Origin of the sequence: Prevotella sp. tc2-28, from assembly GCF_900107705.1 — a bacterium.
In the GTDB taxonomy this organism is placed as follows: domain Bacteria; phylum Bacteroidota; class Bacteroidia; order Bacteroidales; family Bacteroidaceae; genus Prevotella.
The window spans coordinates 1-15,686 of sequence record NZ_FNRE01000006.1 but is presented as its reverse complement, the minus strand read 5'-3'; the positions used below and the strand labels follow the sequence as shown (position 1 = coordinate 15,686).

Annotated in this window: 14 protein-coding genes, 1 tRNA gene, 1 rRNA gene and 1 pseudogene; 3 read left to right on the top strand and 14 right to left on the bottom strand. The window is 52.7% G+C overall.

Features of this window, described 5'->3' with window-relative positions; all coding sequences use genetic code 11:
• Positions 1-221 precede the first annotated feature (221 nt).
• A tRNA-Pro gene (locus tag BLU47_RS06775) sits at positions 222-294 on the bottom strand.
• A 123-nt stretch (positions 295-417) separates the two neighbouring features.
• Between BLU47_RS06775 and BLU47_RS06770 the strand changes: the two genes are divergently transcribed.
• Both BLU47_RS06770 and BLU47_RS06765 read left to right on the top strand, forming a co-directional pair.
• Positions 418-1,482, top strand: coding sequence for a pectinesterase family protein (locus BLU47_RS06770; protein WP_091960224.1), 1,065 nt, complete (start codon positions 418-420; stop codon positions 1,480-1,482).
• Between the two features lies 1 nt (position 1,483).
• Complete coding sequence (locus BLU47_RS06765; RefSeq protein ID WP_091960222.1) at positions 1,484-2,572, top strand: pectinesterase family protein; 1,089 nt, start codon at positions 1,484-1,486, stop codon at positions 2,570-2,572.
• Here BLU47_RS06765 and BLU47_RS06760 read toward each other — a convergent pair.
• From BLU47_RS06760 to BLU47_RS06700, 13 genes and pseudogenes are all read right to left on the bottom strand, one after another.
• Positions 2,564-3,589 carry a threonine aldolase family protein gene (locus tag BLU47_RS06760; RefSeq protein ID WP_091960220.1) on the bottom strand — a complete coding sequence of 342 codons (1,026 nt, stop codon included), beginning with the start codon at positions 3,587-3,589 and terminating at the stop codon, positions 2,564-2,566. The two genes, BLU47_RS06765 and BLU47_RS06760, sit on opposite strands and share 9 nt — an antisense overlap.
• Positions 3,586-4,551 (bottom strand): Rossmann-fold NAD(P)-binding domain-containing protein, encoded by a 966-nt coding sequence (locus BLU47_RS06755; protein ID WP_091960218.1) that lies wholly within the window; start codon positions 4,549-4,551, stop codon positions 3,586-3,588. Before BLU47_RS06755 ends, BLU47_RS06760 begins: the two co-directional genes overlap by 4 nt.
• Before the next feature lie 129 nt (positions 4,552-4,680).
• Entirely contained in the window at positions 4,681-5,922 is a 1,242-nt protein-coding gene (locus BLU47_RS06750) for a glutamate-5-semialdehyde dehydrogenase (protein ID WP_091960216.1), read from the bottom strand.
• A 67-nt stretch (positions 5,923-5,989) separates the two neighbouring features.
• Positions 5,990-6,817 (bottom strand): annotated as a pseudogene (gene proB, locus BLU47_RS06745) (glutamate 5-kinase); the annotation flags it as partial.
• Positions 6,818-6,856: 39 nt separating this feature from the next.
• Positions 6,857-8,611, bottom strand: a complete 1,755-nt coding sequence (locus BLU47_RS06740) for an AMP-binding protein (RefSeq protein ID WP_255402110.1) — start codon at positions 8,609-8,611, stop codon at positions 6,857-6,859.
• A 65-nt stretch (positions 8,612-8,676) separates the two neighbouring features.
• A complete protein-coding gene (locus tag BLU47_RS06735; RefSeq protein ID WP_091960212.1) occupies positions 8,677-9,234 on the bottom strand; it encodes a helix-turn-helix domain-containing protein in 558 nt (185 codons plus the stop codon).
• Between the two features lie 3 nt (positions 9,235-9,237).
• Positions 9,238-10,026 (bottom strand): pyrroline-5-carboxylate reductase family protein, encoded by a 789-nt coding sequence (locus tag BLU47_RS06730; protein WP_091960209.1) that lies wholly within the window; start codon positions 10,024-10,026, stop codon positions 9,238-9,240.
• The gene (locus BLU47_RS06725) at positions 10,023-11,159 is read right to left on the bottom strand and encodes an aspartate aminotransferase family protein (protein ID WP_091960206.1); all 1,137 of its coding nucleotides are present in this window, start codon (positions 11,157-11,159) and stop codon (positions 10,023-10,025) included. Before BLU47_RS06725 ends, BLU47_RS06730 begins: the two co-directional genes overlap by 4 nt.
• 23 nt (positions 11,160-11,182) lie before the next feature.
• The gene (gene argC / locus BLU47_RS06720; RefSeq protein WP_091960584.1) at positions 11,183-12,145 is read right to left on the bottom strand and encodes an N-acetyl-gamma-glutamyl-phosphate reductase; all 963 of its coding nucleotides are present in this window, start codon (positions 12,143-12,145) and stop codon (positions 11,183-11,185) included.
• A gap of 133 nt (positions 12,146-12,278) precedes the next feature.
• A complete protein-coding gene (locus tag BLU47_RS06715) occupies positions 12,279-13,484 on the bottom strand; it encodes an argininosuccinate synthase (protein ID WP_091960204.1) in 1,206 nt (401 codons plus the stop codon).
• Between the two features lie 12 nt (positions 13,485-13,496).
• On the bottom strand, positions 13,497-14,099 hold the full coding sequence (locus BLU47_RS06710; protein WP_091960201.1) for a GNAT family N-acetyltransferase: 603 nt from the start codon (positions 14,097-14,099) through the stop codon (positions 13,497-13,499).
• 49 nt (positions 14,100-14,148) lie between these two features.
• Entirely contained in the window at positions 14,149-14,625 is a 477-nt protein-coding gene (gene argR, locus BLU47_RS06705) for an arginine repressor (RefSeq protein WP_091960200.1), read from the bottom strand.
• An 86-nt stretch (positions 14,626-14,711) separates the two neighbouring features.
• The gene (locus BLU47_RS06700; protein WP_091960197.1) at positions 14,712-15,101 is read right to left on the bottom strand and encodes a GtrA family protein; all 390 of its coding nucleotides are present in this window, start codon (positions 15,099-15,101) and stop codon (positions 14,712-14,714) included.
• Positions 15,102-15,548: 447 nt separating this feature from the next.
• Here BLU47_RS06700 and BLU47_RS06695 point away from each other — a divergent pair.
• Positions 15,549-15,686, top strand: a 16S ribosomal RNA gene (locus BLU47_RS06695); the annotation flags it as partial.

Here is a 15,686-nt window from a genome sequence, read left to right as displayed (position 1 = left end):
GTAATGAATTGCTGCAAATTTACGAATTATTCTGGTAATTCCAAAATAAAAAGTATATTTTATGTAAATTCGACATAAAAGGGACCGACATTGTTGTCAGGCCTAAAAACATTTTATAAAAACTGAAATCTGACATCTGAAACATCATTTTCACTTCCATATGGGTGAACGAAATTACCCAAAAAGAGCCTGGCTGAATCATTAGCCAGGCTCTTTTCCTGTCGGGATGAGGCGACTCGAACGCCCGACCCCTACGTCCCGAACGTAGTGCGCTACCAACTGCGCTACATCCCGATGGCTTTTTTGGAAAGCGACTGCAAAGGTACAGTATTTTTTTTGATTAAGAGCACTTTTAGAAAGAAAAATTTGTTATTGTGTTAAAAATATACTAACTTTGCGGTCAAAACTAACCTACTAATGAGACGATATCTCCTTCTTTTTGTCGTTGTGTTCATGGCTCTTGCTGGCTATGGACAGGATGTTATATTGGTCAGGAAAGGTGATGTGCAAAGCCTCCTGGATGCTATCAAAACAGCAAGTGACCGTAATCGTGACCGTGATTCCGAGCGAATCTTTATCCTTATTCCCGACGGTTATTATGACCTTGGCGAGAAGACGCTGACGCGAGTGGCAGGAAACAATATCGCACTGATAGGCCAGAGCATGGAAGGCACCATTATCCGCAATGCTCCCAGTATCAAGATGGAGAGTATCAGCAAGACGGCTGTGCTGCAGAACCGTGGGAAGGGGAACTATTACCAGGACCTGACGCTGAAGAATGACTTGGACTACTACAACGTAGAGCCCGACGGACGTGCCGTCTGTCTGCAGGACAAAGGCGACCGTACCATTTGTAACCGTGTGCGCATGCTGTCGTATCAGGACACTTACTATTCGGACTATGAGAAGAGTCACAACTATTTCCAGAACTCGGAGATTCATGGTACCATCGATTTTATCTGTGGAGCGGGTGACGTTTGGTTCGAACGCTGTATGATTGTAACAGAGAAGCGTCGTCGTGACGGATCCGGGCACAATATCATCATGGCTCCCAGGACATCGGAAACGAAATGGGGATATGTGTTCAACCGCTGTACCATCAAGAATGACGAGTCGGCGTTCTACTATGGTCGCGGGTGGCATACTAATCCGCGCTGTGTATGGCTCTATACCAAGCTGATGACTCCCGAGAAACTGTTGCCAACGCGCTTCGACCCCGAGGGCATGAAGATATCAAGCAACTATTTCAAGGAGTATGGGACGATGGATGCTCACGGACATGATATCACGCCGAAGACGAATGTGGTGCGTTTCACGCTGAGAGACCATACCCAACCTTTTGTGGCAGAGACCATCATGACGCGCGACGAACTGAAGCAGTATACCCTCAAGAATGTCTTTGGTGAGTGGAACCCCGTTAAGCTGCTGAAGAAGTTGGAGAAGACAAGCAAGAAACTAAAGAAACAATATAAACTGAACTAAGATGAAAAGAATCCTGTTATTGATCGTTTGCCTGGGAGCTATGATGACGGTGAAAGCCCAAGAGGTGATGTATATTCCGAAAAACGATGTGAAGGCTTTGCTGGTGGCGATTGAGGTGGCCAACAAGAAGAATGCAGAGAAAGACTCGAAACCTTTCTATATTATGATTCCAGATGGATTCTACGACTTAGGCGGAACGGTGCTGACCCAGATTACCGGTCATCACATCGCATTGATTGGACAGAGCATGGAAGGAACCATCATCCAGAATAAGCCTGACATCAAACAGGAAGGTATCAGCAAGACGGCAATCTTCGTGAATCGCGGCTCGAACAACTATTTCCAGGACTTGACGCTGAAAAATGCGCTCGACTATTATGCTGCCGGTTCCGCAGGTCGTGCTGTGACGTTGCAGGACAAAGGGACGCATACCATCTGTAACCGTGTCGCCTTGTTGTCGTATCAAGATACTTATTATTCCGATAACGACCTGTGTCAGCATTATTTCCAGGATTCTGAGATTCATGGTACGGTCGACTTCATCTGTGGCGATGGCGACGTGTGGTTCGAGCGGTGCCGTATTGTGACGGAGAAACGTTCCGCTAACGGCTCCGGACGCGATGTGATTGCTGCTCCAAAGACTTCCAAAACCGCTTGGGGCTACGTGTTCAACCGTTGTACCATCGAGAATATAATCTCGCCCTTTGAGTATGCCCGAGGTTGGCACTCCACACCCCGTTGCATCTGGTTGTATACCACCCTGCTCACTCCTGAGAAATTGAATGCTAACCGCTTTGATACGCGTGGCATGAATACGGTGACCAGCATCTTCAGGGAGTATCACACCATGAATGCGCAGGGACAGGACATCACCCCTAAGACGAATGTGCTGACTTTTTCCATGCAACGTAAGAAGGTGGAGAATGGTCAAGATGTCATCATTGAAAGAGAGCATACCACCGAAACGATCCTGACGGACGACGAAGCAGCCCAATACAGCGTAGCAAACGTCTTTGGCGACTGGCACCCAGACGAAGTCATCCGGCAGGTGGAAAAGAAAGCCCAGCAATTAAAAAAGCGCCTAAAGTAGGCGCTTTAATTCGTTTATCTCCTCCTCTGTCGTTGCCCACGAGGTGACGAAACGACAGATGGTGTGGTGCTTTTCAGCTTGTCCGAAATGGGTAAACTCCATGTGTTGCGACAACCTTTCAACCTCCGCATCGGGCAACACGATGAACTGTTGGTTGGTAGGTGAGTCAACATAGAACTGGTAACCCTTCTCCTGGAAAATCTGTTTCATCTGCATCGCCATATCGATGGCGTGACGCGACAACTTGAAATACAGGTCGTCAGTGAACAAAGCCTCAAACTGCAGACCGATGAGCGCCCCTTTGGCAATGACGGCACCATGCTGCTTCTGAATGGAGAAGAAATGCTTGTGGGCCTGTCGGTTGGTGAAGACGACCGCTTCACCGCAGAGCGCTCCAATCTTGGTGCCACCGATGTAGAACACGTCGCAGTGGCGAGCCAGATAAGGCAGGCTAACGTCGTTGCCTTCAGCCATCAGTCCGTAGCCCAGTCGGGCTCCATCAATATAAAGTGGTATGTCATAATGCTGGCATACCTGATAGATGTCGTCCAGTTCACGGGCGGTATAGAGTGTGCCCAGTTCCGTGGGGAAGGTGATGTACACCAGTCCGGGGTGCACGGCATGGTCGCGGTTGCCGTCGTGCATGAAGTCGTCCAGATACTTGTCGAGCATCTTGGCTTCCATCTTGCCGTTCGTGTCGGCAATGGTGATAATCTTGTGCTCGGTAAACTCCACGGCACCAGCTTCGTGTACGTTGATATGTCCACTGCCCACGCAGATGACACCCTCGTACTGATAGAGCATGGAGTCGATGGTAGTAGCGTTGGTCTGCGTGCCGCCTGTCAGGAAGAATATCTGGGCGTCGGGCATACCGATAGCCTCGCGGATACGACCTTTGGCGCGTTCGCTGAACTCGTCGAAGCCATAGGGCGTTGGTTTGGCGTCGTTATGCTTGATGAGGCTCTCCAACACTTTCGGATGAGCCCCGTTGTTATAGTCGCATTCAAAGGATATCATAGTGCTTCCAGCATGCGTTTGATGACTACCGAACAAGATATCTCGCGGTTGGCAGCCTCGGGAATGACAATAGAGTTCTTTGACTCGATGACGTCGTCGGTCACGATGAGGTTGCGGCGTACGGGCAGACAGTGCATGAACTTACCGTTGTTGGTCCACGACATGTGCTCTGTGTCTACCGTCCACGAACGGTCCTCGCAGGTTATCTTACCATAGTCGGCAGGATTGGTGACGCCGGGGTTCGACCAGTTCTTGGCATAGATGAAGTCGGCACCCTCGAAGGCTTTCTTCTGGTCGTACTCCACGCGGGCATTGCCCACAAACTTCGGGTCGAGCTCGTAACCTTCGGGGTGCGTGATGACGAGGTCCACATCCTCGGCAGCATTCATCCATTGGGCAAACGAGTTGGGCACGGCCTGTGGCAGGGCGCGGCAATGAGGGGCCCAAGTGAGTACCACCTTTGGCTTTTTCACTGTCTTGTACTCCTCAATGGTGATGAGGTCGGCAAAGGCCTGCAGGGGGTGTACGGTGGCGGTCTCCATGGCGAAGACGGGCTTGCCGCTATACTTGATAAACTGGTTTAGCACCGTCTCGGCATAGTCGTACTCGCGGTCGGTCAGACCGGCAAAGCTTCGTACGCCAATCATGTCGCAGTAGCAGCCCATCACGGGGATGGCCTCCAGCAGGTGCTCGCTCTTGTCGCCGTCCATGATGACGCCGCGCTCGGTCTCCAGTTTCCAAGCACCGGCATTCACGTCGAGCACGATGACGTTCATGCCCAGATTCATGGCAGCCTTCTGCGTAGACAGGCGGGTGCGCAGACTATTATTAAAGAATATCATCATCAAGGTCTTGTTCTTGCCCAGATGCTGATACTTGAAACGGTCGTTCTTAATCTCAAATGCCTCGGCCATGGCCTTATCCAACGGCCCCAGGTCTTCTACGTTTATAAAAGTATGCATAATTTTTGGTCCCCCTAAGTTAGGGGGGATGGGGGTCTGAACAAGCGTTTATCAGACCAGTTATTGTTATTTTATTTGGAGCCTGCACTTGTTCAGACCCCTGTAGCCCCCTAACTTAGGGGGCCTATGTCACGGGCGGACCTGTCCTTCGCCTTCTATAATCCACTTGTAGGTGGTGATCTCCTCCAGGGCCATCGGACCGCGCGGACCCAGCTTCTGCGTGCTGATGCCAATCTCCGCTCCCAGTCCGAACTGGGCACCGTCGGTAAACGAGGTGGGCGCATTCCAATAGACGCAGGCGGCATCGACATGCGCTTGGAACTGGCGGGCGGTCTGCTCGTTCTGCGTGATGATGGCCTCGCTGTGTCCGCTGCCGTGCTGGTCGATGTGGGCCAGTGCCTCGTCGAGCGACGAGACGGTGACGACATTCATCTTGTAGTCCATGAACTCCGTGTCGTAGCTGTCGGCAGCGGCGTGCTGCAGGTAGGGATATTTGCCGTCAAGGGCGGCAAAAGCCTGGTCGTCCGCATAGATGATGACATGCTTGCTGGCGAGGGGCATAACTAGATTTCCTAGAATTTCTAGACGATCTAGATGGACTAGAAGACTATCGAGGGCGTTGCAGACGCTGACGCGACGGGTCTTGGCATTCAGGATAATCTTCTGGCCCATCTCCAGGTCGCCGTCTTTGTCGAAGTACGTGTGTACCACGCCGGCTCCTGTCTCGATGACGGGGATGCGGGCGGTGTCGCGGACGAAGTCGATGAGGCGGCGACCGCCACGGGGTATGCACAGGTCTATGTAGCCTACGGCGTTCAGCATCTCACCGGTCGCCTCGTGGGTGGCAGGCAGCAGCGTGACCACGTCGGGGTTGACACCGAAGCGCTGCAGCACCTCATGGATCAGCGCTACCGATGCCTGGTTGGACTGGTCGGCATCGCTTCCGCCCTTCAGCACACAGGCGTTGCCGCTCTTGAAGCAGAGCGAGAAGACGTCGTAGGTCACGTTGGGACGCGCCTCGTAAATCATGCCGATGACACCGAAGGGCACGCTGACACGGTGCAGGCGCAGTCCGTTGGGCAGCGTCTTCTCCTTGGTGACGTGTCCTAACGGCGATGGCAGGCTTGCCACGTTGCGCATGTCGCCGGCGATGTCTGCCAGTCGCTTCTCAGTCAGCTGCAGACGGTCGTAGAGCGGGTTCTTCTGGTCCATCTTGGCCAAGTCTGCGGCGTTGGCGGCCAGGATGCGGTCCTGCTGGTCGATGATGGCGTCGGCCACAGCCAGCAGCATCTCGTTACGCTGCTGGTCGCTGAGCAGTGCCAGGCTTTTGCTGGCGCGCTTCACTTTCTTGAATGTCTCCTCTAATAGCATAGTCTTCTCTTTGTATATACTGCGTGCAAAAGTGCTTATTTTCTGATAACCTGCGACCTCATTGCAGGGGTGCAAACTCCGTATGGGGAGTGGTTTCCGGGTGTTCCGTCAGGTCGATGAGGATGTTGTCGCGCTTGCCGTTGGCAATGATGACGCGGATGCCTGCCTGCTGGACGCGGACGGCGGTGGCGTACTTCGACTGCATGCCGCCGCGTCCGGCCGAGCTCTTCTCGGTCTGGATGTAGTCGGAGAGGTCGGTGCCGGGCAGCACCTCCTTGACGAGCTGCGACTGCGGGTCGGCGGGGTTGCCGGTGAAGATGCCGTCGATGTTCGAGAGGAGGATGAGCGTGTCGGCCTGCATCATCTGGGCGATGAGCCCCGAGAGCTCGTCGTTGTCGGTGAACATCAGCTCGGTGACTGAGACGGTGTCGTTCTCGTTGACGATGGGCAGCACGCCGTTCTCCAGCATCACCCGCATGCAGGCCTGCTGGTTGCGGTACTGCTCGCCGGGTTCGAAGTTCTCCTTCATCGTCAGCACCTGGCCTACGTGGATGTGGTACTCGCGGAACAGGTCGTAGTAGAGTCCGATGAGCTTGGCCTGGCCCATGGCGGAGAACAGCTGGCGCTGCTCCACGGAGTCCAGCTCGTGCGCTATGTCCAGTTCGCGGCGTCCGCAGGCCACGGCACCCGACGACACCAGTATGACCTCGCACCCTTTGGAGCGCAGCCACGCTATCTGGTCGACCAGTGCCGACATGCGCGTCACGTCGAGCCGTCCGTCGGGGCGCGTCAGTGCGTTGGAACCAACCTTAACAACAATGCGAGACCTACCTCCCTGCCCCTCCCTATGATGGAGGGGAGTAGATACTCCTTTTGCAGTTTTATTCTCTTCCATATATAATTATCTGTTCCGTTTGGTAATTACTCCCCTCCATCACAGGGAGGGGTTGGGGGAGGGTCTCTTGTCTTTTTCTCGTATTTCCACTCTCCTGATCTTGCCGCTGATGGTCTTGGGCAGCTCATCGACAAACTCCACGATGCGGGGGTATTTGTAGGGAGCGGTCTCCTTCTTGACGTGCTGCTGCAGTTCCTTGACGAGGTCGTCGCCGGCCTTGTCCTTCCACTCCTTGCCCAGCACGACGGTGGCCTTGACCACCATGCCGCGGATGTCGTCGGGCACACCGGTGATGGCGCACTCCACGACGGCGGGGTGGGTCATCAGCGCCGACTCTACCTCGAACGGACCGATGCGGTAGCCCGAGGACTTGATGACGTCGTCGATGCGGCCCTCGAACCAGTAGTAGCCGTCCTCGTCGCGCCAGGCCATGTCGCCGGTGTGGTAGATGCCGTCGTGCCACGCCTCGCGGGTCTTCTCCTCGTCGCGGTAGTAGCCCTTGAACAGGCCCACGGGCTTCTTGTCGCCCACGCGCACCACAATCTCGCCCTTCTCACCGTCTTCGCACGGGGTACCGTCGGCACGCAGCAGGTCGATGTCGTACTGCGCGTTGGGAATGCCCATCGAGCCGGGCTTCGGCGTCATCCACGGGAAGGTGCCCAGCGTCATCGTGGTCTCGGTCTGTCCGAAGCCTTCCATCATCTTGATGCCCGTCTTCTCGTAGAACTTGTCGAACACGGCGGGGTTCAGCGCCTCGCCGGCGGTGCAGCAGTATTGCAGTGAGCTGAGGTCGTACTTCGACAGGTCCTCGCGAATCATGAAGCGGTAGATGGTGGGCGGTGCGCAGAAGCTTGTCACCTTGTATTTCTCCATCTGGCGCAACAGCGTGTCGGCATTGAACTTCTCGTGGTCGAAGACGAACACCGTAGCACCGGCAAACCACTGTCCGTAGAACTTGCCCCAGACGGCCTTGCCCCAACCGGTGTCGGCCACGGTGAGGTGCAGCGACCCCTCGTGCAGGTTGTGCCAGAAGACGCCGGTGGTCAGGTGGCCCATGGCATAGAGGTAGTCGTGCGCCACCATCTTCGGCTCGCCGCTGGTGCCGCTGGTGAAGTACATAATCATCGTGTCTTCGTTGTTGTTGACGAAGGCGGGGCGCTGGAACTGCGGCGCCTGCACCACTTCCGACTGATAGTCGCGGAAACCTTCGGGGATGGGTTTGCCGTGGTCGGTAATGGTGATGTATTGCTTCACCGTAGGACTCTCGGGCATCGCCAGGCGAATCTGTTCGCAGACGTAAGCGTCGTCCACGCAGATGATGGCCTTGACCGAGGCGCGTGTGTTGCGGTAAACGATGTCGTGCTTGGTGAGCATGTGGGTGGCGGGAATCACGATGGCGCCAATCTTGCACAGGGCGAGCATCACAATCCACCACTCATAGCGGCGCTTCAGAATCAGCATCACGGGGTCGCCCTTGCCGATGCCCAGCGACTGCAGATAGGCGGCAGCCTGGTCGCTCTGCTCTTTCAGTTGTGCGTAGGTGGCACGTATCTCCTCGCCCTGGTCGTTGGTCCAGAGCAGTGCCAGTCCGTCGGGCTTCTCCTCGGCCCATGCGTCCATCACGTCGTAGGCAAAGTTGAAGTGTTCGGGGATGATGAACTCCAGGTTCTTATTGTAGTCCTCCACGCTTGTGAAGGAAGTCTGTTTCAAAAATCTTTTCAGGAGACCCTCCCCCTGCCCCTCCCTGTGAGTGAGGGGAGTAGATACTCCTTCTATTCTTTTATTATCTTCCATGAATATAATCTGTTTTGATTGGTAATTACTCCCCTCCATTCTGGGAGGGGATGGGGGTGGGTCTTTTATTCTACTGTAAATGCCAAAAACTTGACAGCTTTGTCGCCTACAGCCAGCATGCCATGAGGCTTGGTGGAGTCGAAGTAGATGCTGTCGCCTTCTTCCAGGATGATGGTCTTACCACCGATGTACAGTTCCATCTTACCCTCCAGCACCATGTTGAACTCCTGGCCGGCATGGGTGTTCTTGTAGATGGTCCTGGCTCCTGGCTTCGGTTCTACGGTCACGATGAACACGTCGGCCTTGTGGTTGACGAAGCCGCCTACCAGTGACTGATATTTGTATGCTTTGGTACGCTCAATGGACAGGCCCTGTCCCTTACGTGTCACGTAGTATGACTTCATGTGAGGTGCCTCGGCAAAGATCAGCTCTTCCGTCGATACGCCATATTTGTGGGCTATCTTCATCAGGTTCGAGATGGTGATGTCCATCTCACCCTGCTCTATCTTCTCATACTTGTCAGCACTGATGCCGATGGTCTCGGCCATCTCGCTGACGGGGATGTCGAGCACGTCGCGCAGTCCGCGCAGACGCTCGCCAATTTGTTTCAGTTGTTCGTCCATAATTTATTTCGCTCCCGCTTTTAATCCTTTAATAACACTTGATGTAAATCCGTTGTGCTCCATCTCGTTCAGTCCCTTGATGGTCACACCGCCAGGCGTCGTCACCAGGTCGATGGCTGCCTCGGGGTGCAGTCCGGTGGCCTGCAGCAGTTCTACGGCACCACGCATGGTCTGCATCACAATCTGCTTGGCATCGTCGGCCTTAAAGCCCAGCTCCACGCCGCCCTCACTGGCTGCACGCACATATCGCATGGCATAGGCAATGCCGCAGGAGGCGAGGGTAGTGCCGGCTGCCAGGTGCTGCTCGTCGGTGATGATGGTCTGTCCCATCGAGTCGAACAGCGCCACCACCTGTTCCGTATGTTGCGACTCAGAAGCAACGCTCGGTACAATGAACGTCATCGACTGCAGCTGTGCAATGGCGATGTTGGGGATGACGAGGAACAGGGGTATCATCTTGCCGTCCTTGCTCATCCACTCCTTGATGCTCTCCGACTTGACGCCGGCAGCAACGACGACGAGGGTCTGCCTGTCGTAGTCGAGCACGTCCTTGATGCCGGTCAGCACCTGCTCTACAAGCCAGGGCTTCACAAATACCAGCACCATGTCGCCCCATTTGGCGGCAGCGTTGTTGTCTGTCGTTATGATGGCACCGCTGTCGGCAAAGCGCTCGACGGCCTTTTGCAAGGCATCGCTCACACAGATGTCGGCAGCTTGTACGTAGTTGCCTTTAAGCAGTCCTTCCACGGTGGCGCCTCCCATGGCTCCAGCGCCAATGATTGAAATCTTCATAAAGTATTCAGTATCTTGTTTAGTTTTTCGATGAATAAGTCGGCATCCTGCTTGGTCAGGCACAGCGGCGGCAGCAGTCGCAGGATATTCTGGCCAGCACAACCCGTGAAGCAGTGCTGATCATAGATAAGTGGCTTGCGGACATCGGCATGCGGACAATCCAGGTCGATGCCTATCATGAGACCGCGACCACGCACGTCTTGGATGTGTGGGCTGTCAATAGCCTTAAGTTTTTCCATCAGGTAGGAACCTACCTCGTTGGCGTTTTCCACCAGGTGCTCTTCCTCAAAGACATCGAGCACGGCCAGCGCTGCTGCACAGGCCAAGTGGTTGCCGCCGAACGTGGTGCCCAGCTGGCCATAGACGGGTTTGAATGCCGGGCTGATCAGCACGCCAGCCATCGGGAATCCGTTGGCAATGCCCTTGGCTACGGTAATGATGTCAGGACGGATATCCAGCCACTGGTGAGCAAAGAACTTACCACTGCGTCCGTAGCCGCACTGTATCTCGTCGCAGATGAGCACTGTACCATACTGCTTGCAAAGACGTTGCAGTCCCTGGGCAAACTCCTTGGTGACCATCTTGATGCCACCCACACCCTGAATGCATTCCAGAATGACGGCACATACGTCGCCTTTCTGCAGTTCCTGTTCCCAGGCCTGCAGGTCATTCAACGGCAGGTAGGTCACATGACCGTTATCGTTGATGGGTGCGATGATTTTCGGATTATTAGTCACCTCGACAGCGAGTGACGTGCGTCCATGGAAAGCCTTCTCGGCAGACAATACACGGGTACGTCCGTTGGTGAACGACGCCAGTTTCAGTGCGTTCTCATTGGCCTCGGCACCACTGTTAATAAGGAACAACTGGTAGTCGTCATAACCGCTGATGCGTCCCAACCGCTCTGCCAATTCCACTTGCAACTTGTTGATGACAGAGTTGGAATAGAAACCTAGCTTGTTCAGCTGTTCGGTCACCTTTTCAATATAATGAGGATGAGCGTGCCCGATACTGATGACGGCATGACCGCCATACAGGTCAAGATATTCCTGACCATTCTCGTCCCAGACTTTGCAACCTTTACCCTTCACGATGTTCACGTCGAAGAGGGGATATACGTCGAATAGCTTCATATATGTGTTCTTTTTCAATATGTTTAAAAAGCAGATGCCTTGAGGCGAAGTCCTGCCGTTTCATCGAGACCGAACATGATATTCATGTTTTGGACGGCCTGACCTACGGCACCTTTCAGTAGGTTGTCGATAGCGGAAGTGACGAGTATTTTCCCGTCGAAGCAGTCGACGTGAACCAAGGCTTTGTTGGTGTTGACCACCTGTTTCAAGTCAATAGCCTTGTCGCTGTAGTGGGTGAAGGCAGCATCGCGATAGAACTCCTTGTAGGCCTCGATGATGTCTTCCTCGGGAGCCTTGGTCTTGATGACCGCCGTACAGAAGATGCCGCGGGCGAAGTCACCGCGATAGGGGATGAAGTCGATAGCAGCATCCAGATAACCCTGCACCTGCGTCAGTGACTGGCGTATCTCGGCAAGATGCTGATGGGTGAATGCCTTATAGATGCTGAGGTTGTTGTTGCGCCACGAGAAATGGGTGGTGGCACCGGGCTTCTGTCCGGCACCCGTCGAACCGGTGATGGCATTGACGGCCACGTCCTCCTTCAGCAGGTTCAGATGAGCTGCAGGCAACAGCGCCACCTGGATGCAAGTAGCAAAGCAACCTGGGTTGGCAAGGTGCTGGGCTTGCTGTATCTCAGCCTTGTTAATCTCCGGGAGTCCATAGACATAGTCGTGGTCACCCTTGATGCGGAAGTCTTGTGCCAGGTCGATAATCTTCACGTTCTCAGGGATGGTATGCTCTTTGAGAAACGCCTCGCTCTTTCCGTGACCGAAGCAGAAGAATACGACATCTACTTGGTCGAAAGGCATCTCGCTGGTGAACATGAGGTCTGTATCGCCAATGAGTCCTTCGTGGACATCGCTGACAGGATTGCCTGCGTTCGACTCCGAATTGGCAAAGACAATCTCTGCCTCTGGGTGATTCAGCAACAGACGGATGAGTTCACCGCCTGTATAGCCTGCAGCACCTAATATCCCTACCTTGATAGCAGACCCACCCCCCTGCCCCTCCCTAGGAGAGAGGGGAGTAGATACTTTTGCAATATGATTCTCCATTTTATGATACGTTTAGAGGTAATTACTCCCCTCCATACAGGGAGGGGTTGGGGGAGGGTCTCTTTTATCTCTTCTCGTCCTTGTGTATTCCGTAGTAAACACGGAGCGGGGTAGAGCTGACCTTGATGAAGCCCTTGGCCTCGTCGGCAGTCCATCCGGTCTGTGTCTCGCCATACTCGCCGAGTTTCGATTTCGTCAGGTCGTTGACAGAATCAATGCCTACAGTCTCGAAACCGTAGGGGCGGAGCTTCAGGATGGCTGTTCCTGTTACGTTGCGCTGGCTGCTGGTCAGCATGGCCTCTATGTCTGGCATCACTGGCTCCAAGTACTGGCTCTCGTGTAAGAACATGCCGTACCAGTTGGCTACCTGATCTTTCCAATATTGCTGCCATTTGCTCAGCGTCGACTTCTCCAGTAGACGATGTGCTTCAATAATCAGTTTGGGAGCAGCAGCCTCGAAACCTACACGGCCTTTGATACCAATAATGGTGTCACCGACGTTGGCATCACGTCCGATAGCGTAGCTGGCGCCAATCTCCTCAATTTTCTGGATAGCCTTGATGCGGTCGTCGAATTTCTCGCCGTTCACACCCACAATTTCACCTTTTTCAAATTGGATTTTCAGCAACGACTCCTGCTCCTTGGCAGTAACGTGCTTCAGGTAGGCTTCCTCGGGCAGACCCTGTGTGGGGTCAAGCAGTTCGCCACCACAGATGCTGGTACCCCAGATACCGACATTGTAAGAGTACTTCAGCTTGGTGAAGTCGGCAAAGTAGCCATTGGCGTTCAGATAGTCTACTTCTTCCTTACGTGTGAGGTTGCGGTCGCGTGTCAGGGTGATAATCTCTACACCGGGAGCCATCACCAGGAAGGTCATGTCAAAACGTATCTGGTCGTTGCCGGCACCCGTCGAACCGTGGGCGATGGCATCTGCACCAATTTCCTTGGCATAGCGTGCAATAGCGATAGCCTGGAAAATACGCTCTGACGATACGCTGATAGGATAGCAGTTGTTACGCAGGACGTTGCCGAAGATCATGTACTTCAGCGATTTCTCGTAATATTCCTGGGTGACGTCCAGCGTCACATATTTCACGGCGCCCAACTTATAGGCGTTCTCTTCGTTCCTTTTCAGCTGCTCTGCTGAGAATCCTCCCGTGTTGGCACAAGCGGCATATACTTCATAACCTAATTCCTTGGTCAGATACATTACATTGTAGCTGGTGTCCAATCCACCACTGAATGCTACTACTACTTTTTTCTTGCTCATATATTTGCTTTTTTATTTCTCGTCTAATTGTTTGATTCTCTCTATTACCTCCTCGGGAATTTTCGCGGGCAGATGCTCTTCGGGATCGTAGAGCATGGCGGTACAGATGCAGTACTTCCGACCGGTACGGTGGAGCACGTCGACATTCACGCATCCCTCACAACCGCGCCAGAAAGCCTCGTCGTCCGTCAGGTCGGCAAAGGTTACGGGTTGGTAGCCCAGTTCGGTGTTCATCTTCATGACGGCAGCACCACTGGTCAGTGAGAATATTTTGGCATGGGGCCATCGGGTACGAGCCAGTGAGAAGGTCATGTCCTTAATCTTCTTGGCCACGCCCAGACCGCGGAAGTCGGGGTGTACTATAAGGCCGGAGGTCGTTACATATTGCTTGTTGCCCCATGTCTCGATGTAGCTGAAACCGGCAAAGCGGTCGCCACTTAGGGCAATCACAGCCTTGGCCTCCTTCATCTTCGTGGCAAGGTATTCGTGCGTACGCTTCGCAATACCCGTTCCGCGCACCTTGGCAGCATCGGCTATGGTCTGAAGAATGGTGTCCACATAAACTTCATGCTCAGCTCCGGCCACCAATACTTGTATTTTTGTTTCTTGTTCCATTATTAACTATGAACTCTTATCTCTTAACCCTTAACTCTTAACTATAAAATCACTTCATGTTTGGAACCACTTCGCTCAGCGCATCAATTACTTCGTCTTTCGTCACCCCTTGTTTGATGACGATGAAGATGGTGTCGTCGCCGGCTATAGTCCCTAATATCTGGTTGATATGACTGTTGTCTATGTTGTATGCAATTGAACTTGCATAGCCTGGACGAGTCTTAATGACACCCATGTTGCCCGAGAAATTAATACTCAGAAATCCAGGCACCTGCATCATCTCCTTTACGGTGTGTGGTGTCGAAACGCGCTTGTACATGGTGTCGTTAGGCAATACATATACATAGTTGCCTCGCATGGATGCAGCCTTGGCTACTTTCAGCTGTTTTAAGTCGCGACTCAGGGTGGCTTGTGTCAACTGGAACCCCTCTTTTTTAAGGGCAGTCAGCAATTCGTCCTGACTTCCCAGTTCTTGACTGGAAATAATCATTCGCAGGGCTTCAAGTCTGTCATTCTTAATCTTCATGATGGTATATTTATTCAAATGGCGGTGCAAAATTATACAAAATCTTGCATACAAGCAAATTTTTCACCTGATTTTTTTACTGCCGTTCAAAGTTTTTTGAAAACGAATCTTACCAACAGGAAATTCACGGGTATTGAAACTGCATAGATACCCACTGGCGCCATTTCGGCACTCATTCCAATCCACAAGAAGAAATTCAGCAATACCATCTGCAATAGGTAGTTTACAATGTGAGCCACACCGAAACCGGCTCCGTTCTTCGTTGAGGCTTTCTTGCGGAAGATATAGTAGGCGCTTAAGTAATAGTTCACGATGAATCCTGCAATATATCCGGCTGTCCATGCAATATTCACGTCCATCACCAGTTGCAGCAACCAGTACACTCCATAGTGGATAGCCGTCACCAGCACGCCTACAATGGAAAAACGAATCATCTCTCCGATGGCTTCTTTTTTGATAGTGAGTTTCTGTTTCATTCTGCAAAGATAAGAAAAAGTCTTAAACCCGCCAATCTCTTGCCCAGTTTTTTCTGAAATGTTTAATGGGCTCTTCGTCTACAATAGTAAAAGTTGTGGGCGCGCACGTAATATATAATAAGGTGTAAACGGTCTAAGAATTGATATTCGTCAAGTCGCAGAATTTTTTTTTCGCATAAAATTAAAATTTTTCTTGGAAAAAGTTTGCAGGTTCGAAAAAAAGTCGTACCTTTGCATCCGCTTTCAGGAAATGACCTGCGAGCAAGCGAAGAAAAGAGTTCTTTGAAAGATTTACATAAAACAGAAGAAGTAGTAGTACAAGAAGCGAGAGGCTGACGCCTCTTGGGTAATTGAACGAACCGTCAATAACTTGACTTCAATAGATACTACCGGATATGAGAGCGTTCTGTGACAGAGCATCAACTTATAGTTGAAAAAGATATTTTTACAGTGAAGAGTTTGATCCTGGCTCAGGATGAACGCTAGCTACAGGCTTAACACATGCAAGTCGAGGGGCAGCGAGAAGAAAGCTTGCTTTCTTTGTCGGCGACCGGCGCACGGGTGAGTAACGCGTATCCAACCTTC

Coding starts and splice junctions, on each gene's coding strand:
- argR (WP_091960200.1), bottom strand. CDS start 14,625: ATGAAGATTAAGAATGACAGACTTGAAGCCCTGCGAATGATTATTTCC.
- BLU47_RS06770 (WP_091960224.1), top strand. CDS start 418: ATGAGACGATATCTCCTTCTTTTTGTCGTTGTGTTCATGGCTCTTGCT.
- BLU47_RS06730 (WP_091960209.1), bottom strand. CDS start 10,026: ATGAAGATTTCAATCATTGGCGCTGGAGCCATGGGAGGCGCCACCGTG.
- BLU47_RS06765 (WP_091960222.1), top strand. CDS start 1,484: ATGAAAAGAATCCTGTTATTGATCGTTTGCCTGGGAGCTATGATGACG.
- BLU47_RS06750 (WP_091960216.1), bottom strand. CDS start 5,922: ATGCTATTAGAGGAGACATTCAAGAAAGTGAAGCGCGCCAGCAAAAGC.
- BLU47_RS06715 (WP_091960204.1), bottom strand. CDS start 13,484: ATGAGCAAGAAAAAAGTAGTAGTAGCATTCAGTGGTGGATTGGACACC.
- BLU47_RS06710 (WP_091960201.1), bottom strand. CDS start 14,099: ATGGAACAAGAAACAAAAATACAAGTATTGGTGGCCGGAGCTGAGCAT.
- BLU47_RS06755 (WP_091960218.1), bottom strand. CDS start 4,551: ATGCATACTTTTATAAACGTAGAAGACCTGGGGCCGTTGGATAAGGCC.
- BLU47_RS06700 (WP_091960197.1), bottom strand. CDS start 15,101: ATGAAACAGAAACTCACTATCAAAAAAGAAGCCATCGGAGAGATGATT.
- BLU47_RS06735 (WP_091960212.1), bottom strand. CDS start 9,234: ATGGACGAACAACTGAAACAAATTGGCGAGCGTCTGCGCGGACTGCGC.
- BLU47_RS06760 (WP_091960220.1), bottom strand. CDS start 3,589: ATGATATCCTTTGAATGCGACTATAACAACGGGGCTCATCCGAAAGTG.
- BLU47_RS06725 (WP_091960206.1), bottom strand. CDS start 11,159: ATGAAGCTATTCGACGTATATCCCCTCTTCGACGTGAACATCGTGAAG.
- BLU47_RS06740 (WP_255402110.1), bottom strand. CDS start 8,611: ATGGAAGATAATAAAAGAATAGAAGGAGTATCTACTCCCCTCACTCAC.